22 protein-coding genes and 1 pseudogene are annotated in these 26,201 nt (G+C 70.9%); 12 read left to right on the top strand and 11 right to left on the bottom strand.

Going from position 1 to position 26,201, the window contains the following annotated elements:
• Positions 1-211 precede the first annotated feature (211 nt).
• From E5N76_RS20840 to E5N76_RS20825, 4 genes are all read left to right on the top strand, one after another.
• Positions 212-673, top strand: a complete 462-nt coding sequence (locus E5N76_RS20840; RefSeq protein ID WP_408021720.1) for a YcgN family cysteine cluster protein — start codon at positions 212-214, stop codon at positions 671-673.
• Positions 670-1,608, top strand: a complete 939-nt coding sequence (locus tag E5N76_RS20835; protein WP_149539248.1) for a dihydrodipicolinate synthase family protein — start codon at positions 670-672, stop codon at positions 1,606-1,608. Before E5N76_RS20840 ends, E5N76_RS20835 begins: the two co-directional genes overlap by 4 nt.
• A gap of 107 nt (positions 1,609-1,715) precedes the next feature.
• A complete protein-coding gene (locus tag E5N76_RS20830; protein ID WP_149539247.1) occupies positions 1,716-2,033 on the top strand; it encodes a cupin domain-containing protein in 318 nt (105 codons plus the stop codon).
• Between the two features lie 91 nt (positions 2,034-2,124).
• Positions 2,125-2,832, top strand: coding sequence for a M48 family metallopeptidase (locus tag E5N76_RS20825; RefSeq protein WP_149539246.1), 708 nt, complete (start codon positions 2,125-2,127; stop codon positions 2,830-2,832).
• Between the two features lie 165 nt (positions 2,833-2,997).
• Here E5N76_RS20825 and E5N76_RS31410 read toward each other — a convergent pair.
• The 3 genes and pseudogenes from E5N76_RS31410 to murJ all read right to left on the bottom strand — a co-directional run bounded on the left by E5N76_RS31410 (position 2,998) and on the right by murJ (position 7,752).
• Positions 2,998-4,801: pseudogene (locus tag E5N76_RS31410) on the bottom strand (ABC transporter ATP-binding protein).
• A 322-nt stretch (positions 4,802-5,123) separates the two neighbouring features.
• Complete coding sequence (gene trpS, locus E5N76_RS20815; RefSeq protein WP_149539257.1) at positions 5,124-6,125, bottom strand: tryptophan--tRNA ligase; 1,002 nt, start codon at positions 6,123-6,125, stop codon at positions 5,124-5,126.
• Positions 6,126-6,198: 73 nt separating this feature from the next.
• Positions 6,199-7,752 carry a murein biosynthesis integral membrane protein MurJ gene (gene murJ / locus E5N76_RS20810; RefSeq protein ID WP_149539245.1) on the bottom strand — a complete coding sequence of 518 codons (1,554 nt, stop codon included), beginning with the start codon at positions 7,750-7,752 and terminating at the stop codon, positions 6,199-6,201.
• Positions 7,753-7,917: 165 nt separating this feature from the next.
• Here murJ and hrcA point away from each other — a divergent pair, with 165 nt between their 5' ends.
• From hrcA to E5N76_RS20795, 3 genes are all read left to right on the top strand, one after another.
• Positions 7,918-9,003, top strand: a complete 1,086-nt coding sequence (hrcA, locus tag E5N76_RS20805) for a heat-inducible transcriptional repressor HrcA (RefSeq protein WP_149539244.1) — start codon at positions 7,918-7,920, stop codon at positions 9,001-9,003.
• 198 nt (positions 9,004-9,201) lie between these two features.
• A complete protein-coding gene (locus E5N76_RS20800) occupies positions 9,202-9,957 on the top strand; it encodes an SDR family NAD(P)-dependent oxidoreductase (RefSeq protein ID WP_149539243.1) in 756 nt (251 codons plus the stop codon).
• Positions 9,954-10,844, top strand: coding sequence for an NAD(P)-dependent oxidoreductase (locus E5N76_RS20795; RefSeq protein WP_149539242.1), 891 nt, complete (start codon positions 9,954-9,956; stop codon positions 10,842-10,844). The genes E5N76_RS20800 and E5N76_RS20795 overlap by 4 nt, the downstream gene beginning before the upstream one ends.
• 157 nt (positions 10,845-11,001) lie before the next feature.
• On the opposite strand, the gene E5N76_RS20790 is transcribed toward E5N76_RS20795, so the two are convergent.
• From E5N76_RS20790 to E5N76_RS20780, 3 genes are read right to left on the bottom strand one after another with little or no spacing between them, the layout of a single operon-like run.
• Positions 11,002-12,627, bottom strand: a complete 1,626-nt coding sequence (locus E5N76_RS20790; RefSeq protein WP_149539241.1) for a GMC family oxidoreductase — start codon at positions 12,625-12,627, stop codon at positions 11,002-11,004.
• A 55-nt stretch (positions 12,628-12,682) separates the two neighbouring features.
• Positions 12,683-13,216, bottom strand: a complete 534-nt coding sequence (locus tag E5N76_RS20785) for a hypothetical protein (RefSeq protein WP_149539240.1) — start codon at positions 13,214-13,216, stop codon at positions 12,683-12,685.
• 20 nt (positions 13,217-13,236) lie between these two features.
• Entirely contained in the window at positions 13,237-13,569 is a 333-nt protein-coding gene (locus E5N76_RS20780; RefSeq protein WP_149539239.1) for a hypothetical protein, read from the bottom strand.
• Between the two features lie 241 nt (positions 13,570-13,810).
• Here E5N76_RS20780 and phnC point away from each other — a divergent pair, with 241 nt between their 5' ends.
• The 5 genes from phnC to E5N76_RS20755 are packed head-to-tail and all read left to right on the top strand — an operon-like array spanning position 13,811 to position 18,349.
• Complete coding sequence (gene phnC, locus E5N76_RS20775; RefSeq protein WP_149539238.1) at positions 13,811-14,587, top strand: phosphonate ABC transporter ATP-binding protein; 777 nt, start codon at positions 13,811-13,813, stop codon at positions 14,585-14,587.
• Between the two features lie 21 nt (positions 14,588-14,608).
• Complete coding sequence (gene phnD / locus E5N76_RS20770; RefSeq protein ID WP_149539237.1) at positions 14,609-15,526, top strand: phosphonate ABC transporter substrate-binding protein; 918 nt, start codon at positions 14,609-14,611, stop codon at positions 15,524-15,526.
• Positions 15,526-16,428 carry a phosphonate ABC transporter, permease protein PhnE gene (gene phnE, locus E5N76_RS20765; RefSeq protein WP_149539236.1) on the top strand — a complete coding sequence of 301 codons (903 nt, stop codon included), beginning with the start codon at positions 15,526-15,528 and terminating at the stop codon, positions 16,426-16,428. Before phnD ends, phnE (E5N76_RS20765) begins: the two co-directional genes overlap by 1 nt.
• Positions 16,425-17,297: a phosphonate ABC transporter, permease protein PhnE gene (phnE, locus tag E5N76_RS20760; protein WP_149539235.1), complete on the top strand. Its 873-nt coding sequence runs from the start codon at positions 16,425-16,427 to the stop codon at positions 17,295-17,297. The genes phnE (E5N76_RS20765) and phnE (E5N76_RS20760) overlap by 4 nt, the downstream gene beginning before the upstream one ends.
• A 59-nt stretch (positions 17,298-17,356) precedes the next feature.
• Positions 17,357-18,349: a Bug family tripartite tricarboxylate transporter substrate binding protein gene (locus E5N76_RS20755; RefSeq protein WP_149539234.1), complete on the top strand. Its 993-nt coding sequence runs from the start codon at positions 17,357-17,359 to the stop codon at positions 18,347-18,349.
• Between the two features lie 189 nt (positions 18,350-18,538).
• On the opposite strand, the gene E5N76_RS20750 is transcribed toward E5N76_RS20755, so the two are convergent.
• From E5N76_RS20750 to E5N76_RS20730, 5 genes are all read right to left on the bottom strand, one after another.
• Positions 18,539-20,137, bottom strand: a complete 1,599-nt coding sequence (locus tag E5N76_RS20750) for an ABC transporter substrate-binding protein (RefSeq protein ID WP_149539233.1) — start codon at positions 20,135-20,137, stop codon at positions 18,539-18,541.
• A gap of 256 nt (positions 20,138-20,393) precedes the next feature.
• Positions 20,394-21,326: a dimethyl sulfoxide reductase anchor subunit family protein gene (locus E5N76_RS20745; protein ID WP_149539232.1), complete on the bottom strand. Its 933-nt coding sequence runs from the start codon at positions 21,324-21,326 to the stop codon at positions 20,394-20,396.
• A gap of 147 nt (positions 21,327-21,473) precedes the next feature.
• Entirely contained in the window at positions 21,474-22,208 is a 735-nt protein-coding gene (locus E5N76_RS20740) for a 4Fe-4S dicluster domain-containing protein (protein ID WP_149539231.1), read from the bottom strand.
• A complete protein-coding gene (locus E5N76_RS20735) occupies positions 22,205-25,054 on the bottom strand; it encodes a molybdopterin oxidoreductase family protein (protein WP_207792053.1) in 2,850 nt (949 codons plus the stop codon). The genes E5N76_RS20740 and E5N76_RS20735 overlap by 4 nt, the downstream gene beginning before the upstream one ends.
• Positions 25,055-25,305: 251 nt before the next feature.
• Positions 25,306-26,106: an SDR family NAD(P)-dependent oxidoreductase gene (locus E5N76_RS20730; protein ID WP_149539229.1), complete on the bottom strand. Its 801-nt coding sequence runs from the start codon at positions 26,104-26,106 to the stop codon at positions 25,306-25,308.
• Between the last annotated feature and the right edge of the window lie 95 nt (positions 26,107-26,201).

The following is a 26,201-nucleotide window of genomic DNA, read 5'->3' as shown; positions in this document are numbered from 1 at the left end:
GCCTCCCCTCCCGCGCCGATGCCCCTGGCCTGCCATCCCGTCCTCCCTTCCCGCGCCGGCGCCCTCGGCCCGCCAATCCCGCCTCCCCTCCCGCGGCGACGCCCCCGGCCCGCCAATCCCGCTTCCCCCTCCTGCGCGCCGCGCCCCGGCCTGTTAAGCTGGGCCGGTGTCCGCGCCCCTGCCCTTCTGGAAAGCCAAGCCCTTCGACGGCATGACCCGCGCCGAATGGGAAAGCCTCTGCGATGGCTGCGGCCGCTGCTGCCTGCACAAATTGCGCGACGAGGACACCGAAAGGCTGGCCTTCACCGAGGTCGCCTGCCGCCTGCTCGACACCCACTCCTGCCGCTGCAAGGACTATGCGAACCGCCGCCGCCACGTGCCGGATTGCGTCAAGCTCACCCCCGCCAAGGTGGCGCAGGTGGATTGGCTCCCCCCCTCCTGCGCCTACCGCCTGGTCGCCGAGGGCAAGGACCTGGCCTGGTGGCACCCGCTGATCTCCGGCGACCCGGAGACGGTGCACCGCGCCGGCATCTCCGTCCGCGGCCGCGCCGTGCCGGAACGCCAGGCTGGCGCGCTGGAGGACCATGTGGTCCGCTGGCCCGGCCTGATGCCCCGCCCCGCCAAGCCGCTGGACCCACAAGCGACAACCCCAGAAGGAAGCGCACCCCGATGAAGGACGCCCTGTTCGGCGGCGTGAATGCCGCCGTCCTCACCGCCATGCATCCGGACCTCTCGCCGGACCTCGACCGCATGGCGGCGCATGCCAAATGGCTGCTGGCGAATGGCTGCAACGGCCTTGGCATCCTCGGCACCACCGGGGAGGCCAACAGCTTCGGCCTCTCCGAGCGCAAGGCGATCCTGGAAGGGCTGATCGCCCGCGGCATCCCGGCCAGGGTGATGATGCCCGGCACCGGCTGCGCCAGCCTGACCGATACGGTGGAGCTGACCCTGCACGCCAAGGCGCAAGGGTGCCGCGGCGTGCTGCTACTGCCGCCCTTCTACTACAAGGCGCCGAGCGACGACGGCCTCTTCGCCTATTTCTCCGAGGTGGTGAACCGCGTCGGCGGCGGCATCGCCCTGTACCTCTATCACTTCCCGCAGCAGAGCGCGGTGCCCTTCAGCCTCGACCTCATCGGCCGGCTGCTGCAGGCCTTCCCCGGCACCATCAAGGGGGTGAAGGACAGCAGCGGCGTCTACGCCAACATGAAGGCGATGGCCGACAATTTCGCCAGGGACGGGTTCGAGGTCTATTCGGGCTCCGACGAATTCCTGCAGCAGATGCTGCTGGATGGCGGGGCGGGGTGCATCACGGCGGCCTCCAACGCTAATTCCCATTGGGGCGGCATCGTCTACGCCAGGCGCACCGGGGCGGAGGCCGACAAGGCCCAGGCCATGCTGACGGCGACGCGGCGGGCCGCCACCTCCGTGCCGCTGATCCCGGGACTGCGGGAGATCATCGCGCGCAGCACGGGCGACGATGGCTGGCGGGTGATCCGGCCGCCGCACCTGAAGCTGGACAAGGCGCAGGCGGATGCTGTCTGGGCGGCGTGGGAAGCCGCGGGGGCGCTGCCGCTGCCGGGGCTCTCCATCAAGGCGGCAGCGGAGTGACCGCCCTCGGGAGGGGCCCTGCCCCTCCCGGCTGGACGCGGCGCGTCCAACCCCGCCAAAGGCCGAAGGGCCGTTGGAAACCATGAATTCAGTATCCGGGACAAGCGATGAGCACCGAACCCTTGCGCTGCCGCGAGCCGGCAACCGGCACCATCCAGGTGGAGGACGAACACGTCCGCGTCACCCGCTGGGACTTCAACCCGGGCGCGGAAACCGGCTGGCACCGGCATGGCTGGTACTACGTAGTGGTGCCGGTGCATGACGGCACCCTGCACATCGAACTGCCCGGCGGCGAAACCATGACCGCGCAACTCAAGGCCGGCGTGGCCTATTCCCGCCTGGCCGGGGCGGAGCACAACGTGGTGAACGGCGGCACCGCCCCCCTCTCCTTCGTCGAGACCGAGCTGAAAGGGCTGCCAGGCTAGCCCCTACCCAGGGTTGTACGACCCGGCTCGTTCCGCTCGCATTCGTGTCAAGCGGTTGCTGCCGCACCCGCTGGCGGTCCATGGTCCCCCCATGGACCAGACCGACCCCGAACCGATTTCCCTGGCCGCCAGCGGCGAACCGTGCCCGGTCCGCTGGCGGCGCTCCCGCCGGGCCCGCCGGGTCTCGATCCGCATCGACCTGCGCGCCGGGGCGGTGGTCGTCACCCTGCCGCCGCGCGCCGGCCGCCGCGCCGGCATGGCGCTTCTCACCGCGCATGCCGCCTGGGTGATGGGCAGGCTCGCCACCCTCGCCCCGCATATCCCGCTGGCGGCGGGGGCGGAGATCCCGCTCGGCGGCGCGCCCCATACCGTCCGCCATGTGCCGGAGGCGACGGGCGAGCTGGCCCTGGCGCCCGGCGCCATCCTGGTGCCGGGCGAGGCCGCGACCCTCGCCCCCCGCCTCGCCGCTTTCCTGAAGGCGGAGGCCGGGCGGCGCATCCGCGTGCTGGTGGCGGGGCATGCCGCGCTGCTGGGCGTCTCGCCCCGCGCCATAAGGCTGAAGGACACGCGCAGCCGCTGGGGAAGCTGCGCCCCGGACGGCACCCTGGCCTTCTCCTGGCGCCTGGTCATGGCCCCGGACTGGGTGCTGGACTACGTCGTGGCACATGAGGTGGCGCATCTGAAGGAGCTGAACCACAGCCCGCGCTTCTGGGCGGAGGTGGCGCAGCTTACGCCGCACCGAGATGCGGCGGTGGCGTGGCTGCGGGAGAACGGGCCTTCCCTGCTGCGCGTCGGGTAGTCGGGGGAGGGCTCTGGTTGCCGCTGTGCTGCAACCCCCAAACCCGCCAAGGGCCGGAGGGCCGCGCTGCGACCGACGGGTCCGGGACTCGAGGTTGCCAAAGACCCTTCGGCCTTTGGCGGGGAGAGTTTGAGAGGGGGTCGCGGCACTGCCGCGACGCCCCTCTCAACCCGCCGCCAGTTCCAACGCCTGCCGCTCGAACAGCCGCCGGTAGAGCCCGCCGGGGCGCTGCACCAGCGCCGCATGCGTCCCCTCCTCCACCACCTCCCCGCGGTCGAACACCAGGATCCGGTCCAGTGCCCGCACCGTGGACAGCCTATGGGCGATGACGATGGCGGTGCGCCCCTGCAGCAGCCGCCCCATCGCCTCCTGGATCGCCGCCTCGCTCTCGGAATCCAGCGCCGAGGTCGCCTCGTCCAGGATGAGGATCGGCGCATCGGCCAGGAAGGCGCGGGCCAGCGCCACGCGCTGCCGCTCCCCGCCCGAAAGCTTCACCCCGCGCTCCCCTACCAAGGTAGCGTAGCCCTGCGGCAGCCGGGCGATGAACCCGTCCGCATTGGCCAGCGCCGCGGCGTGGCGGATCTCGGCCATGGTCGCCCCCGGCCGCGCATAGGCGATGTTCTCCGCGATGGAGCGGTGGAACAGCACCGGCTCCTGCTGCACGGTCGCGATCTGCCGCCGCAGCGAGGCCTGGCTGGCCAGGCGCATCCTGCCCGTCGATGGTGATGCGACCCTCCGTCACGTCGTGCAGGCGCTGGATCAGCTTCACCAGCGTGGTCTTGCCGGAGCCGGAAGGCCCGACCAGCCCGACGCTCTCCCCCGCCCGGATCGTGAGGCTGAGGTCGCGGTAGAGCGGCGTCGGGTGGCCGCCGTAGCGGAAACTCACCTGCTCGAAGGCGATGGCGCCCTGGGTCACCTGCAGCGGCCTCGCATCCGGCCGGTCGGCGATGCCGAGCGGCGTCGCCTGCAGCGCCACCAGCTCCTCCATCTCGTTCACCCCGCGCTGGAGGTTGCTGATGTGGTAGCCGACATCGCGCAGATAGCCCTGCACCATGAAGAACATGGTCAGCACCGTGGCAAGGTCGCCGGCGCTCGCCTCCGCCCGCCACCACAGCCACAGCGCGGTGCCGAGGACGGCGATGCGCAGCAGCAGCAGGGCGGAAATCAGCAGCGCCTCCGACGCCGTGCCGCGATGCCAGGAGCGGCGGGTGCGGCGGTGCCATTTCTCCAGGATGGCGCCGAGCCGCGCATCCTCCCGCGCCTCCGCGCCGAAAGCCTTCACCACGGCATTGGCGCCCACCGCATCCGCCATGGCGCCGCCGAGCCTGGTGTCCCAGCCATTGGAAAGCCGCGCCGCCGGCGCCACCCAGCGCAAGGCGAGGCCGAGGGTGAGCGCGACATAGGCAAGGCCGCCCAGCGCCACCAGCGCGCCCATCAGCGGCCAGCGCCAGCCGAGCAGCAGCGTGGCGCCGAGCAGCACCACGGCGGAGGGCAGCAGGGCGATCAGCAGCGTGTCGTTCAGCAGATCGATCGCCCACATGCCGCGGCTGATCCGGCGCACCGTGGCGCCGGCGAAGGCATTGGCGTGCCATTCGGCGGAGAAGCGCTGGACGCGGTGGAAAGCCTCCGCCCCCGCCGCCTGCATGCCGCGGAGCGTGAGGGCGATGACGCCGAGGATGCCCGCCAGCCGCCCGGCCAGCACCAGCAGCCCGAGGCCGGTGAGCGCCAGCAGCGCGCGCAGCGCCGCGGCGAGCGCCGCCTCGCGCCCGGTCTCGCCCGCCCGGGCCAGCGCCTCCACCAGCGCGCCGGCGAAGACTGGCACGAGGATATCGGCGGCGGTGGCGACGAGCATGCCCGCCATGGCGGCGGCGAGCAGCCATGGGTGGCGGCGCCAATGCTGCCACAGGAAGGAAAGCACGGCCCGGAAAGGGTCCGGGCGCTTATCGGTTGCCGTGGTCACGAGAAACATCCCCGGCCACCCGTCGCGGCGGCCTGAGCTGGGGACGCGACGCCACAGGCGCGGCGACGCGGCCGCGCCAGGCGAAGCTCCGGATGAGACGATGCGCGAAGGTCGCCGGCCCTCAGGCCGGGCGCGACCTAACGACCCAGGCCGTGGCGTGGATGGCCATGCGCGGCATGGCCATGGATCGCCGCGGCGCGGTCGCGCCGGGAGGGTGCGTGCGTGTTCAGCAGGCGCGGTGCGCGCATATCCACCCTCCTTGGCCTAGAATGACGATGCGGTAATGCTACAGCGGCAGCGGCCGGGACGCAAGGTGAATCGGCCCGGCCGCTCAGCGCGGCAGGAACCCCACCACGCGCTCCACCTCCTCGACGATCGGCGTGGCGATCGCCGCCGCCCGCTCCGCCCCCAGCCGCAGCGCGCCTTCCAGCGCCGCCGGATCGCTCAGCAGCCGCGACATCTCCGCCTGGATGGGCGAGAGATGCGCCACCAGCGCCTCGCACAGCACTTCCTTGAAGGCGCCGAAGCCCTTGCCGCCATGCTCCCGCAGCACGTTCTCCGGCAGGCTGTTCGTCACCGCGGCCAGGATGCCCACCAGGTTCCGCGCCTCCGGCCGCGCCTCCAGCCCGTTCACCTGCTCGGGCAGCGGCTCCGGATCGGTCTTCGCCCGGCGGATCTTCAGCGCAATGGTATCGGCGTCGTCCGTCAGGTTGATGCGCGACTGGTCGGAGGGATCCGACTTCGACATCTTCTTGGTGCCGTCGCGCAGGCTCATCACCCGCGCCGCCACGCCCTGGATCAGCGGCTCGATCCGCGGGAAGAAGCCGGGCACGCCGTAATCGTGGTTGAACTTCTCGGCGATGTCGTTGGCGAGTTCCAGATGCTGCTTCTGGTCGTCGCCCACGGGCACCAGCGTCGCCTTGTAGGCCAGGATGTCGGCCGCCATCAGGTTCGGGTAGACGTAGAGGCCGGCGCTCGCCGCCTCCCGGTCCTTCCCCGCCTTGTCCTTGAACTGCGTCATCCGGTTCAGCCAGCCGAGCCGGGCGACGCAATTGAAGATCCAGGCGAGGCGGGCATGCGCCAGCACATGGCTCTGCACGAAGAGGATGCAGCGCTGCGGATCGAGCCCGCAGGCGATCAGCGCCGCCGCCATCTCCCGCGTCTGGGCGGCGAGCTGCTTCGGCTCCTGCCACACGGTGATGGCGTGGAGATCGACCACGCAATAGATCGCGTCATGCGTCTCCTGCAGCGGCACCCAATTGCGGATGGCGCCGAGGTAGTTGCCGAGGGTCGGGATGCCCGAGGGCTGGATGCCGGAGAAGACGCGCTGCATGGGGGTGGAGACCATCCAGTTGTGAGGGTGCGGGGATGTCCCGCTTCCGGGCCCGCAGGTCAAGCCGCCGCGCTCAGGCCGGCCTGGCCCGCCGCCGGCGGCGGCGCAGCAGGGCCAGCAGCTCCTGCCATTCCAGCGCCCGCAGCGCGAAGGCGGCGGCGAAATAGGCGGCGGCGCCGGCGCCCACCAGCACCGCCAGCGCCAGGTAGCGCCAGGCATGCGGCGCGGGGAACAGCGCCTCGGCCAGGCCGGCCAGCACCACCCCCATCAGCAGCGAGGCCAGCAGCAGCCGCGGCGCGCGCGCCCGCAGCCGGCGATCCGCCAGGAATTGCCCGCGCCGCCACAGCAGCCAGCCCAGCGTCGCGGCATTCGCCCAGGCGGACAGCGCGGTGGCCAGCGCTACGCCGATATGCGCCAGCCAGTGCGTCAGCAGCAGGTTGAGCGCGAGGTTCAGCGCCACGGCGAAAAGGCCGACCTTCACCGGCGTCGCCGTATCGCCCCGGGCGAAGAAGCCGGGGGCGAAGATCTTCACCAGCACATAGGCCGGCAGGCCGAGCGCATAGGCGGCCAGCGCCGCGGCGGTGGCATCGGCGGCGGCAGGGCCGAATTGCCCCCGCTCGAACAGCACATGGACGATGGGGTACGCCGCCGCGGCCTGCGCCACCGCAGCGGGCAGGCAAAGCAGCAGCGCCATCTCCACCGCGCGGTTCATGGTGCGGTGGGCGGACAGGCTCTCCCCGGCGCGGACCTGGCGGGAGAGCAGCGGCAGCATGGCCGTGCCCACCGCCGCGCCGATGACGCCGAGCGGTAGCTGCCCCACCCGGTCCGCGTAATAGAGGAAGGAAACGGCGCCGGCCGGCAGGAAGGAGGCGATGATGACGTCGATCGCCAGGTTGAGCTGGGTGACGCCGGCGCCGAGCACGCCCGGGATCATCCGCCGCAGGATCTGCCGCACCTCCGGCGCCAGGGCGGGCGGGCGGAGGATGTTCAGCGCCATGCCGGCCCGCGCCGAGGCCCAGAGCACGAGGCCAAGCTGCACCGCGCCGGAGGCCGTCACGCCCCAGGCCAGCGCATGGGCCGGCGTCGCCACATAGGGCGTGAGGACCAGCAGCGCCGCCATGGACAGCAGGTTGAAGAAGACCGGCGCCGCCGCGGCGGCGGCGAAACGGTCCAGCCCGTTCAGCACGCCGGAGACCAGGGCGGTCAGGCAGATCAGCAGCAGATACGGAAAGGTGATCCGCGTCAGCTCCACCGCCAGGGCGAATTTCAGCCTGTCTTCGGTAAAGCCGGGGGCCAGCACCTGCATGAGCTGCGGCATAAAGACCAGGCCGAGCACCACCAGCAGGCTGAGCCAGAGCGTCAGCAGCGCGGCCATGCGCTCCGCCAATTGCCGCGCGATATGGGGGCCCTGCACCGCCAGGGTGCCGGCGAAGGCGGGAACGAAGGCGGCGTTGAAGGCACCCTCGCCGAATAGCCGGCGAAACAGGTTGGGCAGCTTGAGGGCGACGAAGAAGGCATCGGCGAGCGGGCCGGCGCCCAAGGTGGCGGCGATCAGCATGTCCCGCGCGAAGCCGAGAATGCGGCTGACCATGGTCCAGCCGCCGACGGTGAGGACGCCCCTGAGCATCGGGGGCGTCTAGCAGGGCCGGGCCGGGTTGCCGAGGGGGACTTGCCCGGCCGGCCGGAGGGCCCCTTGAAATCCCCGGTCCCCGGGGCATGGTTGACGCCGCTGGTTGCCCTTCCTAGCCTTTCAGGTGGTCCAAAGAGTCCAAAGAAGGGGGTGTCACCGCCGATGTATCCGCCGAAGGTGCCGATAGCTCCGCCGCCGGGTGGGGCCGCCGGCGCTTCCGTCGCCGGGCTGGACAATCGCAGCGCAGCCATCCTGCGCGAGCTGGTGGAAATCTACGTCATGACCGGGGAGCCGGTGGGCAGCCGCACCCTGTCCCGCCGCCTGCCCCTCGGCCTCTCTCCCGCCTCCATCCGCAACGTTATGGCCGATCTGGAGGAGGCGGGCTTCCTCTACGCGCCGCACACCTCCGCGGGACGGCTGCCGACGGAGCGGGGCCTCCGGCTGTTCGTGGACGGGCTGCTGGAATTCGGCGATCTCGGCGAGCAGGAGCGGAGCGACATCGCCGCGCGCTGCGCCGCCTCCGGCCGCTCCCTGCAGGACACGCTGGCGGAGGCAGGGCAGATGCTGTCCGGCCTGGCCGGAGCGGCCGGGCTGGTGGTGGCGCCGAAGAGCGAGGGTGCGATCCGGCACATCGAATTCGTGGCGCTCGGCCCGGGGCGGGCGCTGGTGGTGCTGGTGGGCGCCGATGGCCAGGTGGAGAACCGGGTCATCGAGGTGCCGGCCGGCCTGCCGCCCAGCGCCCTGGCCCAGGCCAGCAACTATCTGAACGCCCAGCTTCATGGCCGCAGCCTGGACGAGGCGCGGAGCAAGGTGAGCGAGGACATCGCCGCCAACCGCACGGCGCTGGATGCGCTGACGACGCAAGTGGTGGAAAGCGGCCTCGCCACCTGGTCCGGCGGCGGCGGCGGCAGCCTGATCGTGCGCGGTCAGGCAAGGCTGCTGGAAAACCTGGACCAGCTCGCCCGGGTGCAGGAGATCCAGGCGCTGTTCGAGCGGCTGGAGGCGCAGGAGACGGTGCTGCGGCTGCTGGAGCTGGCGCAGCGCGGCCAGGGCGTGCAGATCTTCATCGGGGCGGAGAGCGGGCTGTTCAACACCGCGGGCCTCTCCATGGTGGTGGCGCCCTTCCGCAACGGGCAGGAGCGGATCGTCGGCGCCATCGGCGTGATCGGGCCGACGCGGATCAATTACGGGCGGGTGATTCCGGTAGTGGATTACACCGCGCGGGTGATCGGGCGGCTGCTGGGCTAGATTTTTTCCCCATGAAGCCGCTGCGCGGCTCCATGGGGACCCCGGAGTCCCTCCCGATCGGCGCCTCGCACAGCCTGCCGCGCCAAAGCCGCGGCAGGCAACAGGCAGCGCCGGTTCCGGCGTGTGAGCCGAAGGCCCTGGTCGGATGGCGCGGGAAGCTGCCATGATGCGCCCAACCAAGCATGGGAGGGACGCAGCATGGCCAGGCTGGCCGGCAAGGTGGCCTACATCACCGGCGCGGGCAGCGGCATCGGCCGCGCCACCGCCGAGCTCTTCGCCCGCGAGGGCGCCCGCATCACCATCGCCGAATACGATGCCGCGCGTGGCGAGGAGACGGCACATCGCATCACGGCCGCCGGCGGCCAGGCCATCGCCATCGCCACCGATGTGCGCGAGCCTGAGAGCGTGGAGGCGAGCATCCGCCAGGCGGTGCAGCACTGGGGCGGGCTGCATGTGCTGCACAACAATGCCGGCGGCTCGACGCCGCTGGATGGCAGCGTCGTCGATGCGCCGCTCGAGGAATTCTGGCGGGCCATCACCCTCGATCTCTACGGCACCTTCCTCGGCTGCCGCTTCGGCATTCCGGAGATCATCAAGTCGGGCGGCGGCTCGGTCATCAACATGAGCTCGGTGGTGGCGCTGATGGGGTTCGAGGGGCGGGACTGCTACACCGCGGCCAAGGGCGGCATCGCGGCGCTGACCCGCTCCCTCGCCGTCGAATTCGGGCGGCAGGGCGTGCGGGTGAACGCCCTCGCCCCCTCGGTGACGATGACCGAAAGGGTGCAGCGGCTGCTGGCCGGCAATAGCGGCATCCAGAAGGTGGCCGACAGCCATCTGCTCGGCCTCGGGGAGCCGATGGACATGGCGCAGGCCGCGCTTTACCTCGCCAGCGACGAGGCGCGCATCGTGACCGGCACCATCCTGCCGGTGGATAGTGGGACCCTGGCGGCATGAGCACCAACCTGACACGCATCGGCTTCATCGGCCTCGGCCAGATGGGCGCGCCCATGGCGGAGCGACTGTTCGGCCCGGATGTCGCGCTGCATGTCTTCGATCCGCGGCCGGAGGGCATGGCGCCCTTCGCGGAGCGCGGCGCCACCGCGCACCCTTCGGCCCGCGCCGTGGCCGATGCGGCGGAGATTGTCTTCGCCTGCCTGCCGAGCGGCAAGGTGAGCGAGGCCGTGTCGGTGGAGGTGGCGGGCGGCGCCGCGGTGAAGCTCTATGCCGAGATGTCCACCATCGGCCGCCCGGCGATCGAGGCGATCGCTACGCGCATGGCCGCTGCCGGCATCGCCATGGTGGATGCGCCGATCAGCGGCGGGCCGGCCGGGGCGCGGGCGGGAACGCTGGCGATGCTGGCGGCGGGCGCGCCGGAGGCGGTGGCGGCACTCAGGCCCTGGCAGCTCCGCATCGGCGCGCGGGTCTTCGTGCTGGGCGAGACGCCGGGCCAGGCGCAGGTGATGAAGCTGGTGAACAACCTGGTCTTCGCCGCCAATTTCGCCTCGACGTGTGAAGCGATGGTGATGGGCGCCAAGGCCGGGCTGGATGCGGGCACGATGCTGGAGATGCTGAATGCCGGCACCGGGCGCTCCATGGTCAGCGAGAAGGTCATGGAGACGATCCTCTCCGGCGAATTCCGCTTCGGCGCGACCATGCCGATCCTGGACAAGGATGTAGGGCTGGGCGTGGCAGAGGCGCAGGCGCTGGGCGTGCCCGTATGGGTGCTGGAACAGGCGGCGCGGATGTGGCGGCTGGGGCTGATCGAGGAAGGGGCGGGGGCTGACGTCTCGCGGCTGGTGCGGGTGATGGAGAGGTGGGCCGGGGCCGAAGTGCGGCGTTGAGAGGGGCTCTGCCCCTCTCAAACTCTCCCTGCCAAGGGCCGAAAGGCCCTTGGAACCCTGGAGTTTTGCGTCTCGACCGTCGCGCCTAAGACTCACGGTTTCCAAAGACCCTTCGGCCTTTGGTGGGTGGGAGTTTGAGGGAGGGCAAAGCCCTCCCTCAACCCCGCAGGAAGGCCGCCGCCCGTTCCCCGATCATCAGCGCCGCCGGCTGGATATTGGACGATGGCACCAGCGGCATCACGCTGGCATCCGCCACCATCAGCCCCTCCACGCCTTTCAGCCGCAGCCGGCTGTCCACCGGCGCCAGCGGACCCTCGCCCATCCGGGCGGTGCCGCAGGGGTGGTACACCGTGCCGCCATCGCGGCGGATATGCGCCAGGATCGCTTCGTCGCTGGTCACCTTCTCGCCGGGCGTCAGCTCCTCCTCGATCAGCGTCGCCAGCGGCGCCTGGACGGCGAGCTTCCGGGCGTATTTCACCCCCTCCACCATCAGGTGCTGGTCGTGCGGCGCCTCCAGGTAATTCGCGCGGATCACCGGCTTGTCCGCCGGGTCCGGGCTGCGCAGCGTGATCGTCCCGCGGCTGTCCGGGCGGCATTGGCAGGCGCTGAACATGAAGCCGGGCCAGGGGTCCGGCCCCTGGTCATAGGTGGTGACGGTGAAGTTGACGAAGAGGTATTGCATGTCCGGCTCCTCCGCCCCCGGCAGCACCCGGGCGAAGAGGTTGGCCTCCGCCGCGCCGATGGACATCGGCCCGCGCCGGTCGAAGGCGTAGCGCGCCGCCATGCGTAGCTTGCCGACAGGGCCACGGACCAGCTCGTTCACCGTGCCGCAGGGCTTCACCCGGTAGCGCATGCGCTGCAGGAAATGGTCCTGCAGGTTCTGCCCGACGCCCTTGCTCGCCACCCGCACCGGAATGCCGTGCTCCTGCAGATGCGCGCCGTCGCCGATGCCGGAGAGCATCAGGATATGCGGCGTGCCGATGGTGCCGGCGCTCAGCACCACCTGGCGCCGCGCCTCCCAGCGCTCCGGCCCTGCCGGCCCGCGTACCAGGGCGCCGATGCAGCGCGTGCCGTCGAAGAGCAGGCGCAGGATGGCGCGCTCCGGCATGATGCGGAGGTTGGGGCGGCGGCGCGCCGGGCGCAGGAACATGTCGCCGGAATGGCTGCGTAAGCCGCGGCGGACATTCATCTGCATCGGGCCGGCGCCCTCATGCCAGGCGCCGTTGAAATCCTTGACCCGTTTGTGCCCCATCGCCAGCGCCGCCGCGATGAAGGCCTCGGCGCCGCGGGAGGTGTGGCGCGCCTCGGCGGCATGGATCGGGCCATCCGTGCCGCGCTCCTCGGAAGGCTCGCCGGACCAGGTCTCCAGCCGCTTGAAGAAAGGCAGCACGTCGTCATAGGCCCAGCCGCGGGCGCCGCTCTGCGCCCAGCGGTCATAATCGCGCGGCGAGCCGCGCAGGAAGACCAGCCCGTTCACCGCGCCGGAGCCGCCCACCACCTTGCCGCGCGGCCAGTGGATGGAACGGCCCTCCAGGCCCGGCTCCGGCTCCGTATGGAAGCGCCAATCATATTTGCCGCTGGCATAGAGCCGGGCGAAGCCGGCGGGGATGCGGATCCAGGGATCGGTCCAGGCGGCCGGCCCGGCCTCGATCAGCGCGACCTGGGTGGCGGGGTCCTCTGAAAGCCGGGTGGCGATGACGCAGCCGGCGGAACCGGCGCCGAGGACCAGCACATCCGTGGTGTGAACGGCGGCGACGGCCGCCGCATCGGGCGCTTCGGGCATGGCGCTTCCCCGTTTGGTTGTTGGGGAAGATCATGGCAGGCACGGGCGGGCGCGGCTACGGCCCGCCGCTCGCCAACGCCGCACGGATGGCGGCGGCGGGGATGCGGATGGTGTTGGAGCGGTATCGCACGCCCAGCATGTTGCCGCCGGCGATGTCGAGGCAGATATCCTCGTTCCGCAGCAGGAGATCATACCCGGCGCCCGGGCGGGACGCCACATCCGGGAGGAGATGCCCGACGGTCCGGAGCTCAACCCAGACATGGCGCCAGCCGGCCTCGTCGGCAGACAATTCCAAGGGGTGGTGCGGCGCCAGCACATTTCCGGCGGGGTCGAGAACAAGACTTGCACCGAGATAGCTCTGCTCGGGATGACCGGACTCGCAGCCCCAGAGATGGGCATAGCCACCCATGCCGTGGCGCGACCTGATGTCCGCCAGATTCCGGCGCGTGCGCAGGTGGATGACAAGCACAGCGCCCGCCAGATCGGGAGTTTCCACAAGGGGCCGATGCACCTCTACCGAGGTCCATTGCAGATCCGCGATGCGCGGCGGCACCAGCGCCATGCAGCCGCCGAGGAGCAAGGTGAGCATCGCGGCGAGCCTGGCGCGTCTCACCGTGACGGCCGCCGGCCCAGCAGCAAATCTTCGATGATGCCACCGCCGGCGATCTGGCTGCGCAGCATCCGATTGAAGTTCGCGTGGACTTCCGTCGCTTGCAGGAACTCAGTCGCGTAGCTGCGCGGCGCTTCGCCGTAGCGGTTGCCAAGCCGCGCCACCAGGCTGGAAGGTTCCGACCAGGAGCCACCCGTAGCCTGGACGTTGATCCAACGCCATGCCCCGCACCGCACCTGCGGCAAGAGATCAGGGCGAGATTCATTTCCGACGGGGTCGATGGTGACGAGAATGTCGATAGGTTGGCCAGCAGCCCCCATGGGGGCATCCACTCGGCAGGGGATGCAAGTGATATCGTAATGTTCCGGATACTTCCTAGTCAGCTCGGACCGCCCTCGGCAGCGCCAGACCGCTGCCCGATCCCGCCTCCGTCGTGGTCCGGCGCGCCTCGCCGGGCGGGTCATCGCCCGCCCGCCCGTTCATCCGGACAAGCCCCGCTGAAATATGGATGTCACACGTCCGTCATCCCTTCGTCACCCCCGGTTGCTAGAGCCCCGCCCGAGGGGAGCTGCCATGCTGGAACTGGAAGGGCTGACGCGCCGCTTCGGCGCGAAGACCGCCGTGGACAACATCTCCCTCGCCATCGCGCCGGGGGAGATGGTGGGCGTCATCGGCCGCTCCGGTGCCGGGAAATCCACCCTGCTGCGCATGATCAACCGCCTGGCCGACCCCACCGAAGGCCGCATCCGCTGGCAGGGCCGGGACGTCACCGCGCTGCGCGGCCGGGCGCTCAGGCAATGGCGCGGGCAATGCGCCATGGTGTTCCAGCAATTCAACCTCTCGCCGCGGCTGAACGTGCTGACCAACGTGCTGGTCGGCCGGCTCTGCCACGTGCCGGCCTGGCGCGCCGTGCTCGGCCTGTGGAGCGAGACGGACCGCGCCATCGCCCTCTCGGCGCTCGAGCAATTCGATATCGGCGCGCTGGCGCCGCAGCGCGCCGGCTCGCTCTCCGGCGGGCAGCAGCAGCGCGTCGCCATCGCCCGGGCCCTGGTGCAAGAGCCGGCGATCATCCTGGCGGATGAGCCGGTCGCGAGCCTTGACCCGCGCAACACCACCCTGGTGATGGACGCGCTGAAGGAGATCAACCAGCGCTTCGGCATCACCGTGCTGGTCAACCTGCATTCGCTCGACCTCTCCCGCCGCTACTGCACGCGGCTGGTCGGGCTCGCTGCCGGCAAGCTGGTCTTCGAAGGGCCGCCGGAAGCGCTGACGGATGCGGTCGCGCGCAGCCTCTACGGGCTGGAAGCGGCCGAGGTGATCGGGGCCGACCCGGCCCTGGTCTCAGCCTGACCCCCGAGGAGACTGCTGCCCATGTTCACCCGCCGCCTGCTGATGGGTGCCGCGCTTGCCGCGCCCATGGCCCCCCTGGCGCTCCGTCCCGCCCTCGCCCAGTCCTGGCGCAGTGCCTATCCGGAGCTGGTCTTCGCCATCATCCCGGCGGAGAACGCCTCCGGCGTCATCAACCGCTACACGCCGTTCTGCGAGAGCCTCGGCAAGGCCCTCGGCACCAAGGTCACGCTGCGCGTCGCCAACGACTACGCGGCGGTGATCGAGGGCCAGCGCGCCGGCAACATCCACATCGCCTCCTACGGCCCCTCCTCCTTCGCCCGCGCCCTGATGACCGGCGCGCAGGTGGAGGCCTTCGCCATCGAGGTGAATCTGGACGGCACCAAGGGCTACTACTCCGTCTTCTACGTGAAGGCGGACAGCCCCTACCAGGACATCCCCAGCCTGCGCGGCAAGAACCTTGGCCTGGTCGACCCCAACTCCACCTCCGGCAACAACGTGCCGCGCTTCGCCCTGAACAAGATGGGCATCAAGCCGGAAGAGTTCTTCAGCCGCGTGGTCTATACCGGCAGCCACGAGAATGCGGTGATCGCGCTGCAGCAGGGCACCGTCGATGTCTGCGCCAATTGGTGGAATGACGAGCAGGAGAGCAACCTGCTGCGCATGGACCGCAAGGGCATGGTGAAGGCGGCGGATTTCCGCATCATCTTCAAGTCCGACCAGATCGTGAACTCGCCCCTCGCCTACCTCACCACCCTGCCGGCCGAGCTGCGCGCCGCCATCCGCACCGCGGTGCTGGAGCTGCCGCAGAAGGACAAGGCTGCCTTCGACGCGATCTATGAGGGCAAGCAGCTCCCCTGGGCGCCGGTGGACAACGCGGCCTACCAGCCGATCATCGAGCTGAACCGCTTCGTCGACAGCCTCCGTCGCCAGCGCGGCTGATGTCGGGCGCCGCCGCCGCCGGCCTGCCGCTGCTGCCGGCGGCGCGCCTCGCGCCGCTGCTCGCCGCCGTCGCCGCGGAGAAGGCGGCGGCACGGCGGCGCTTCTGGCTCTCGGCGGGGGTGCTGCTTGCCCTCGCCTTGCTCGCCGGCTGGGTAGCGCAGGTGGATGCCGGCCGCCTGCTGACCCATGGCGACCGGTTCTTCGGCTATTTCGCCCGGCTGCTGACGCTGGAAGCCGGCGACCGCGCCGGGCAATGGGTGTGGCAGGACCCGGGCGAATGGCTCTGGGGCCTCCGGCACTGGCTGGCGCTGCTGGGCGATACGCTGCTGATGGCCTATGTCGGCACGCTGCTGGGGGCCACCGGCGGCTTCCTGTTCGGCCTGCTCTCGGCCGCCAACATCACCCGCAGCGCGGCGCTGCGCTGGGTGGTGAAGCGGGTGCTGGAATTCTGCCGCACCGTGCCGGACGTGGTCTTCGCGCTGATCTTCGTCATCGCCTTCGGCCTCGGCCCGCTGCCCGGCGTGCTGGCCATCGCGATCCACACCTTTGGCGCGCTGGGCAAGCAGTTCTCCGAGATCGTCGAGAATATCGACCTGAAGCCGGTGGAAGGCGCCGTCGCCGCGGGCGCGGACTGGCCAGCCATGGCCCGCTTCGCGGTGGTGCCGCAGGTGCTGCCTGGCTTCCTCGCCTACGGGCTGCTGCGCTTCGAGGTGAATGTGCGCGGCGCCGCGGTGCTGGGCTTCGTCGGCGCCGGCGGCATCGGCCAGGACCTGATCGAGGCGATCCGGAAATTCTACTACAACGACGTCGCCGCGCTGCTGCTGCTCATCATCCTTACCGTCGTGCTGATCGATACCGGCACCAGCATCCTGCGCCGGAAGCTGATGGAGGAGCGGGCATGAGCGGCACCCTCGCCCCGCTGCCCCACCCGGTGCGGGCCGCGGCGCTGGCGCGGCTGCCGGCGCTGCAGGGCACCTACCCGGCCGCCTTCCGGGTGATGAATTCGACGCGGCTCGGGGTGTTCCTGCTCTGGCTGGCGGGCACGGCGCTGCTGTTCCTCGGCCTGTGGCGGCTGGGGGTGGAGCCTTCGCGGCTCGCCACCGGGCTTGGCCAGATGTGGCATTTCCTCGGGCTGATGCTGCCGCCGGACCCGGGGAGCTGGGCGAATGTCCGCAGCATCCTGCACGCGCTGGCGGAGACGCTGGCCATCGCCTTCCTCGGCACCTTCGGCGCGGCGCTGGTGGCGCTGCCGGTCGGCCTGCTGGCGGCGCGCAATGCCACGATCCACGGCATCGTCCGCTTCCTCTCCCGCCGGGTGCTGGACGGCATCCGCGGGGTGGATGCGCTGATCTGGGCGCTGATCTGGGTGGGCATCGTCGGCCTCGGCCCCTTTGCCGGCGTGCTGGCGATCTTCACCTCCGATATCGGGACACTGGGAAAAGTGTTCTCCGAGGCGATCGAGGCCGCCGACCGCAGGCCGCAGGAGGGGGTGGTGGCCGCCGGCGGCAGCGGCGTGGCGCGCATCCGCTTCGGCATATTGCCGGAGGTGGTGCCGGTGCTGGCGGGGCAGGTGCTGTATTTCTTCGAATCCAATGTCCGCTCCTCCACCATCATCGGCATCGTCGGCGCGGGCGGGATCGGGCTGCATCTCGCGGAGATGATCCGCACGCTGGAATGGCCCACCGTCTCCTTCATCATCCTGCTGATCCTGGTGATGGTGGCGGTGATCGACCTGGTCTCGGGGCGGCTGCGGCAGCGGCTGATGGGGTGAAGTTGCGGCCTGGTGGGCTTTGTGCTGCAAGCCGGCCGACGCCCGCCGGAGGAAACCCGATGCGCCCCAGCCGCCGCGCCCTGATCCTTGCTCCCCTTGGCAGCCCCGCCCTGCTTGCCCTGCCCGCCCGTGCCCGGGCGCAAGGCGCGTCCCATTGGCCGGAGCGGCCGCTGCGCCTCATCGTCCCCTTCCCCGCCGGCTCCACCCCGGACACCGCGGGGCGGGCCGTCGCCACCCATCTGGGCCAGGTGCTGGGCCAGCCCTGCGTGGTGGAGAACCGGCCCGGCGCCGGCGGCAATATCGGCACCGAGGCGGTGGCGAAGGCCACGGACGGCCACACCATCGGCGTCTCCATCAACGGGCCGCTGAGCACCGCGCCGGCGCTCTACCAGAACCTTGGCTACGATCCGGCGAAGGATCTGGTGCCGATCTCCCTGCTGCTGCGCGGGGCGCAGATCCTGGTGGTGCATCCGGACGTGCCGGGGCGGGACTTCGCCGGCTTCGTCGCGCATGCCAAGGCGCATCCGGGCGCGCTGGCCTTCGGCTCGGTCGGGTCGGGGTCGGGGTCGCACCTCGCCATGGTGGACATCATGGCGCGGACGGGGATGGAGATGCTGCACGTCCCCTATCGCGGCTTCCCGCCGGCGGTGGTGGACCTGATCGCCGGGCGCATCCAGGCGCTGGTGCTGATCGGCGCCGGCATCCTGCCGCAGTTGCAGGCCGGCCAGGTGCGGGCGCTGGCGGTGACGGCCGAGGCGCGGCTGCCCCAGGCGCCGGAGGTGCCGACCCTGGCGGAGGTCGGCCTGCCGGATGCGGCGAGCTATGCCTGGAACGGGCTGATCGGCCCGGCCGCCATGCCGGCGGAGCGGGTGGCGCGGCTGTCCGAGGAGACGCGGAGGGCGCTTTCCGTGCCGGCGACGCGGGCGGCGCTGGAGGGCCAGGGCTTCGAGGTGATGGGCAGCACGCCCGCGGAATTCGCCCGCACCATGGCGGCGGAGCGGGAGCGCTGGGGCGGGCTGATCGCACGGCTGGGGATCAAGGCGGAGGCGTAGGCCCGCCAGGGGCGCTGCCCCTGGACCCCGCCGGGGCCAAGGCTTGGCCCCGGACCCCACCCTCAGTCGGCAGGCTCAACCCACGGGTCTGAAACTCAGACCGGGGTCCGGGGCCAGGTCCTGGCCCCGGCGGGAGTGCAGAGGGCGGAGCCCTCTGCCGGGGGTTTTCGGGGGCAGCGCCCCCGACCCTCACCGCGCCGGCGCGAATTCCGTCGCCCTGGTCTGCTCCGACAGCATCGGCCGATAGGTCAGCCCGCGCTTCATCGCCCAGATATTCACCTGATGATGGATCGGGATCACCGCCAGCTCCTGCTGGTAGCCGATGCGGATGACCTCCTGATAGGCCTTCTCCCGCGCTTCCGTGTCGATGATGGTCAGCGCCCGGTCGATCATCCGGTCCAGCGCCGGGTTGGAGTAGTGGGAGGGCCGCAGCCTTGTGCCGCGGCCGCGCTGCGGGTCGGGGGTCGCGAGCATCAGGGAGAGATGGGTGTCCGGCTCGCCGGTTGAGGTGCTCCAGCCGGTCAGGGAGATGGAATGCTCGTCCCTGACGCCGCCGGCGGTGAAGAAGACGCTGGCCGGGCTGGTCTGCACCTGGGTGCGCACGCCGATCCGCGCCCACATCTGCGCGATGGCCTGGGCGATGGCGTCGTCATTCACATAGCGGTCGTTCGGCCCGTTCAGGACGATGTTGAACCCCTCCGGGTATCCCGCCTCCGCCAGCAGCTTCTTCGCCCCGTCGGGGTCGTAGGCGGGGACGGGGATGGAAGGGTCGTAGCCCATCGCCCCTTCCGGCTGGGCCTGGCCGGTGGGCAGGGAGAAGCCCTCCATGATCTGCCGCCGGATTCCCTCCCGGTTCACCGCCATGGAGAGGGCGCGGCGCACCCGCACGTCGCGCAGCGGGTTCTCCGCCAAGGGCTGGCCGTTGCGGTCCGTCACATGCGGGCTGACCGGCCGGCTGGCATCGACATAGAGGTAGATGAGCCGCAGCCCGGGGCGGGAGGTGACGTTCAGCCGGGCGTCCCGCTGCAGCCGCGCCACGTCGCGCGTCGGCACCGCGTCGATCGCGTCCACATCGCCGGATTGCAGCGCCGCGACCCGGGCGCTGTCATTGGTGATGAGGCGGTAGGTCACGCGCTGCCAGGGCTGGGCCGGGCCCCACCAGGCGGGGTTGCGCTCGAAGACGGCGCGGTCGCCCAGGGTGAAGGAGACCAGCCGATACGGCCCGGTGCCGACCGCCGCCTTGCCGCTGTTGTAATCGGCGGTGCCCATGCCCTCGCCCTGTTTCCGGCCGATGACGGAGAAGGACATCATCATCTGCGGGATCAGCGGGATGGGCTCCGCGGTGTGCAGGCGGATGGTGTGGGCATCCACCACCTCCAGCCGCTGCACCGGGCGGATGTACTGGCCCATGCTGGTCGGGCTGTTCGGCACGTTCGGCGCGCGGGCGAAGGTGAAGACCACATCATCCGCGGTGAAGGGCGTGCCGTCCTGGAAGGTGACGCCCCGGCGGAGCCTGAATTCCCAGCTCCGCTCGTCGATGGCGCGCCAGCTTTCGGCGAGGCCGGGAGAGGGGCGCTGGTCGGAATCCGGGTGCACCAGCCGGTCGAAGACATGCCAGGTGAGGGCATGGTTCGGCGACAGGTCGAAGAAATGCGGGTCCATGGAGGTGAAGGCGCCGCCGACCGCGATGGTCAGCTCCTGCGCCCGGGCACCAGAAGGGACGCCGTTGGCGACGGCGAGGGTCGCGTCCAGCGCCAATCCGAGTGCCCAAGCCCGGCTTCGACCCATGCCCGTTCTCCCTGCCCTGTGGCGGTAGCCTGCGCGGTTCGGGGCAGAGCATGCAATTGGCATTCCAAAGCGAGGGGGCGGCCCGGTGAGGCCCCGTCCGGAGCGGCGCGGCCGCCCCGCCCGCCAGGCGCGACCGCCCCGCGGCACCGGGAGCCGCCCGGGAGGGGCTGGCTCTACCCCGCCTGGCGCGGGGCGCGCCGTGCCCTGCTCGCCAAAGGCCGAAGGGCGGCCGGGAGCCGTGCGTTTGGGCCTCGTGCTATTGGCCGTGGTAGTACAGGGTCACCGTGTGCGTCGCCTCGGCGAACATCAGCCAGCGCTCCACCAGCAGGCCGGCCAGGGCCAGCGCGGCGCCGAGGGTCAGCGCCGCGGCCCCCATCCCGCCGCCGACCAGCAGGGCGAAGGCGCAGAGCGCGGCCGGCGCGCCGAAGCCGGCCGTCAGCGCCAGCAGGCGCAGCTTCTCCGCATGCTTGCGGGCGATGCGGAAGCCCATTTCCCGCAGCAGGTAATTGGTTTCGGTATGCGGCGGCTCCAGCGGGCGGACCTTGCCGATGAAGCCGAGGCTCGTCGCGCTTTCGGCCGTCGCCACGGGCGGGGCCTGGTCGATGGCGGTCCAGTAGATGTTCTTCACCACCAGCGCGGCCAGGCCGGCGAGCAGGGCAAGGGCGGCCGGCACCGCGCCATCCCCCCAGAAGCTGCCGAGCATGGCAAGCAGCGCCGCGCCGCTGAACGCGCCGAGCAGCAGATAGCCCGGCACCACCAGCGGATGCCGCCATTCCTTGACGGGCTTGAGGCAGGCGTAGATCATGCCCGTGCAGTAGATCGTGGCGGCGGCGCCCAGCGCGGCCAGCAGCCCCATCGGCGCCGTCAGGCCGGGCATCTCCGCCAGCAGCCCAAGCCCGAACAGCACCGCCGGGACGTAGGTGGCGAGCGCCGCCACCCCCTCCCGCGAGAGCCAGGAGGAGCGCCATTGGCTGACCGCCCGCCAGGCGCGCCGCGGATTGCCGAGATGCGCGGTGGAGGAGAGCAGGCCGGCGGTGATCAGCACCAGCGCCAGCGCCAGGGCGGTGAGGCCGAAGCCCTGGCCGCCCGGCACCAGCCCCAGCGGCCGCAGCAGGCCGAGCCAGAAGAGCAGCCCATAGCCGGCGCCGGAGGCGGTGGTGAAGAAGACGATGGACGGGGCGGGGTTCATGGCGAGGCTACCCCCTCCCCCGCTGGCGGGGGAGGGTTGAGGTGGGGGTGGACACGGTGGCGGGGGTGGAGAAGCCGGAGAGACAGCTCCGGCAGCACCCCCACCCCGACCCTCCCCCGCAAGGCGGGGGAGGGAGAAGCGCGTCCCTCATCGGCTCAGCACCCGGTCCATCCAGCGCAGCAGCGGGTTCTTGATGTCCATCGGCGTCGGCGCGTCCTCCACCGGCGCGCTCGGCGGCAGCGCCTTCTTGCGCGGCGGCAGGTAGCGGTTCACCGGGTTGTAGCCGAGCTCCGGCATCAGCGGCTGGCCGCCGCGCTCCGCCACCAGCTTGCTGACGGCGCTCTCCGGGTCGCCGAGGTCGCCGAAATGCCGCGCCTTGGTCGGGCAGGTCAGCACGCAGGCGGGCTGGCGCTGCGCCTCCGGGATGTTCTCGTTGTAGATGCGGTCGATACAGAGGGTGCATTTCTTCATCACCCCCTGGTCCTCATCCATCTCCCGCGCGCCATAGGGGCAGGCCCAGGCGCAGAGGCCGCAGCCGATGCAGGTGTCGTGGTTCACCAGCACGATGCCGTCCTCGGCCCGCTTGTAGCTGGCGCCGGTGGGGCAGACGGTGACGCAATCCGGCGTCTCGCAATGCAGGCAGGAGCGGGGGAAGTGGACGGTGCGGCCGGCCTCGCCTTCCCCGGCCTCGAAGCTGTGGACGCGGTTGAACCACACGCCTTCCTGGCCGGCGGCGTAAGGCTTGAAGTCGGGCAGCGGCGCGGAATGGCCGCTGGCGTTCCACTCCTTGCAGTTCGTGGCGCAGGCCTGGCAGCCGACGCAGGTGTCGAGGTCGATGACGAGGCCGAGCTTCTTCGCACCCGGTGCGGGCAGGCAGGTCATGCGGAGGTCTTCACCGAATAGCGGAGGATGTCGGGCGGGCCGGGCATGTGCGGCGGCGGGCGCAGCGCTTCCGGATGCGGCGCGGTGAGGCCGGCTTCCTCCGGCGCGGCCTTGGTGATGCCGACGCGGAGGTCGTACCAGGCGGCCTGGCCGGTGACGGGGTCCGCATTCGCCAGGCGGAAATCGCGACCTTCCGCCATCTGGGCCGGCAGCCATTCGCTGATGACGTGGTTCAGCAGGAAGCCGCGCGTCGCCTCCGGGCTGTCCGGCGCCAGCGCCCAGGCACCGGCCCGCTTGCCGATGGCGTTCCAGGTCCAGACCGTGTCGGGGTTCACGCCTTCCATCAGCGCGACCTGGCATTTCAGCCGGCCGCTGCGGCTTTCCACCCAGACCCAGTCATCCTGGGCGAGGCCCATCGCCTCGGCCCTGGACCGCGCCATCATCAGCTTGTTGGCGCCATGGATCTGCCGCAGCCAGGCATTCATCGAGCCCCAGGAATGGTACATCGCCATGGGCCGCTGGGTGACGGCGGAGAAGGGGAAAGGCGCAAGGTCCTGCCCCTGCTGCTCCAGCGGCGCGTACCAGATGGGCAGCGGGTCGCAATAGGTGCGGACGCGCTCCCGCAGATGCGCCGGTGGCTGCTTCGCGCCATGGCCCTCGGCGGCGAGGCGGAATTTCTGCAGCGGCTCCGAGTAGAGCTGCAGCACGATCTGGTCCGACTTGCCGATGAAGCCCTTCGCCTTGGCGTCCTCCAGATAGGCGCGGTTGGCGTGCTTCAGCCATTCCTGCTCGGGCCTTATGTGGTCGCGCCAGAAGCAGCCGTTTTCAATGTAGCGCCGGAGCTGGTCGGGGTTCGGCTCGCCCACGCCCACCTTGCTGCCATCCGCGCCGCGGAAGCCGGCCAGCGGCCCGACGCCGGGCATGCGCTGGTGGTTCACCATGTAGTCCGGATAGTCCTTGAAGCGCGGCGAGCCATCCTCGTTCACAAAGGCCGGCAGGCCGAGCCGGGCGCCGAGCTCGATCAGCACGTCCTGGAAGGGCCGCACGTCGCGATCCGGCGCCACCACCGGCTGGCGGATGGCATCTCCCGCGCCATGCGCGCTGCCGATCGGGCGATCGAGGATGGAGATGCAGTCCCAGCGTTCGAGATAGGTGGTGTCCGGAAGGATCAGATCGGCATAGGGCACGGTCTCGGAGAAATACGCATCCGAGTAGATGACATGCGGAATGCGGTATTCGCCATCCTCCCGCTGCTCGGTCAGGATGCGGATGACCTCGCCGGGATTCATGGCGCTATTCCAGGCCATGTTGGCCATGAACATGAACAGCGTGTCGATCGGGTAGGGGTCCGCCTTGCCAGCATTGCCGATGACGGTGTGCATCATGCCGTGCAGGCCGAGCGGCGCTTCCCAGGAGAAGGCGTGGTCGATGCGCAGCGGCGTGCCGTCCTCCTCCACCAGCAGGTCGTCCGGCCCGTGGGGAAAGCTCAGCAGGTTGCCGGCGAGCGGAGTGTTGGGCTTGGCGCCGCGCCCGGCGGGGCCCGGCCCGGGCGGGATGGGCCGCGGGAAGGGCGCCTTATAGCGCCAGGAGCCGGGGGTATCGACCGCGCCGATCAGCATCTGCAGCAGGTGCAGGGCGCGGCAGGTGTGGAAGCCGTTGGAATGCGCGCTGATGCCGCGCATGGCGTGGAAAGCGACGGGGCGGCCGGTGATGCTGGCGTGGGTGCGGCCCCACACATCGGTCCAGCTCTGCTCCAGCGTGATCGCCTGGTCGAAGGCGACCTCCGCGATCTCAGCGGCGATGCGACGGATGCGCCCGGCCTCGATGCCGCAGCGTTCGGCGACCGCCTCCGGCGCGTATTCGGCGCCCAGATAGCGCTCCGCCAGCAGGTGGAAGGCGGGGTAGGCGATGCGGCCATCCGGCAGCGTCACCTCGCCGGCCATGACCGGGGAGAGGTCGGCCGTCTCCGCCGGGATGGCGCCGCGGGCGCGGTCCCAGGCAAGCGGCTTCCCTCCCTCGTCGCGGGCGAAGAGGCCGTCATCGGCACCGCCCGGGTTGCGCACCACCAGCCAGGGCGCGTTGGTGTAGCGGGCGAGGAATTCCAGGTCGATCCGGTCGGCCCGCAACAGCTCATGCACCAGGGCCAGCACGAAGAGCCCGTCCGTGCCCGGCCGCAGCCCGACCCATTCATCGGCGATGGCGGAGTAGCCGGTGCGCACCGGATTGACCGAAAGGAATTTCGCCCCCCGCGCCTTCAGCTTGGAGAGGCCGAGCTTGATCGGGTTGCTGTCATGGTCCTCGGCGACGCCGAACATCAGCAGGTACTTCGTGCGGTCCCAGTCGGGCTCGCCGAATTCCCAGAAGCTGCCGCCGATGGAATAGAGGCCGCCCGCCGCCATATTCACGGAGCAGAAGCCGCCATGCGCGGCGAAATTCGGCGTGCCGAATTGCGCGGCCCAGAAGCCGGTCAGGCTTTGCGATTGATCGCGGCCGGTGAAGAAGGCGAGCTGGCGCGGATCGGTCTCGCGGACATGGCGCAGCCAGCCCGTGGCGATCTCCAACGCCTCTTCCCACGAGATCTCCGCGAACTCCCCGCTGCCGCGCGGCCCCACCCGCTTCAGCGGCGCGCGCAGCCTCGCGGGCGCGTAATGGCTCATGATGCCGGCGCTGCCCTTGCCGCAGAGCACGCCCTTGTTCACCGGATGGTACGGATTGCCCTCGATATAGCGGATCCGGCCATCCTTCAGATGGACGCGGATGCCGCAGCGGCAGGCGCACATGTAGCAGGTGGTGGTCTTCACCTGGTCGCTGACGCTTGGCGAGTACTCCACGCGCGGATCCGGCATCGGTCGCGCCGAAGGCGCGCGGGATGACGGCTGCGCCGAAGGCGCGCGGGATGATGGCTGCGCCGAAGGCGCGTGGGGCCGGTCTTGCGTCAGCGGCGGCGTCGGCGCTTCCGGCATGCGGTGATGCTCTCCCCGGGACGAGAGGGCAGTAAGGCATGCGCATCAGCCCTGGACAATTCTTGTCGGACCCCCGCCTTCCACGATGCGGCGGGGGCAGATATGGGGCGGCAATATCGCGTAGCAGGATCGTCCTATCCGCGGATCGCCAGGCTGCCGGCCCGCCCTGCCGTCATCCCGCCATCGATGACGAGTTCGGAGCCGGTGACGTAGCGGGCGGCGTCGGAGGCCAGCCAGGCGATGCCCTCCGCCACCTCCTCCGGCGCGGCGGGGTAGCCGAGGGGGACGCCGGCGGCCATGTCCTTCGGGTCGATCGGCGCGTTGCGGCCGGAGAGCGGGTTGGCCGGCAGCTTCTGCCAGATGGGCGTGGCGATGATGCCGGGATGCACGCTGTTCACCCGGATGTGGTCGGCAGCGAGTTCCAGCGCCGCAGATTTCGCCAGCAGCCGCACCGCGCCCTTGCTGGCGGAATAGCCGGCAAGCCCCGCCGAGCCGCGCAGCCCCGCGACGGAGGAAAGCAGCACCATGGAGCCCCCGCCGGCGCGGCGCAGCGCCGGCGCGCTATGCTTGATGGAGAGGAAGACGCCATCGACGTTGATGGCCATCTGCCTGCGCCACTCCGCCAGCGGCATCTCCTCCAGCGGCACGATGATGCCGATGCCCGCATTGGAGACGAGGATGTCCAGTCGGCCGAATTCCTGCTCGGCGGCGGTCACCACCTCGATCCAGCGGGGCTCCTCGGTCACGTCCTGGCGGAGGTAGCGGGCTTTGGCGCCGGCGCCGCGCAGCTCGGCGGCCAGCGCCTCGCCGCGAGTGTCGTCGATATCCGTCAGCAGTACGTCGGCGCCGTCACGCGCCAGGGCGCGGGCTGTGGCGGCGCCGATGCCGGAGGCGGCGCCGGTGACGAGGGCGGCTTTTCCCTGGAGCGTGGTCATGTTCTTCCTCCCCTGTGTCGCGGAAGGGCTCTGCCCTTCCTCCCGCATCGGACGCCGTGCGTCCGATCCTGCCAAAGGCTGCAGGGCCTTTGGAA

Source organism: Siccirubricoccus phaeus (genome assembly GCF_008360935.1).
In the GTDB taxonomy this organism is placed as follows: Bacteria; Pseudomonadota; Alphaproteobacteria; order Acetobacterales; family Acetobacteraceae; genus Siccirubricoccus; species Siccirubricoccus phaeus.
The sequence above is the reverse complement of the archived record's forward strand: the minus strand, read 5'-3'. Positions and strand labels throughout refer to the sequence as shown.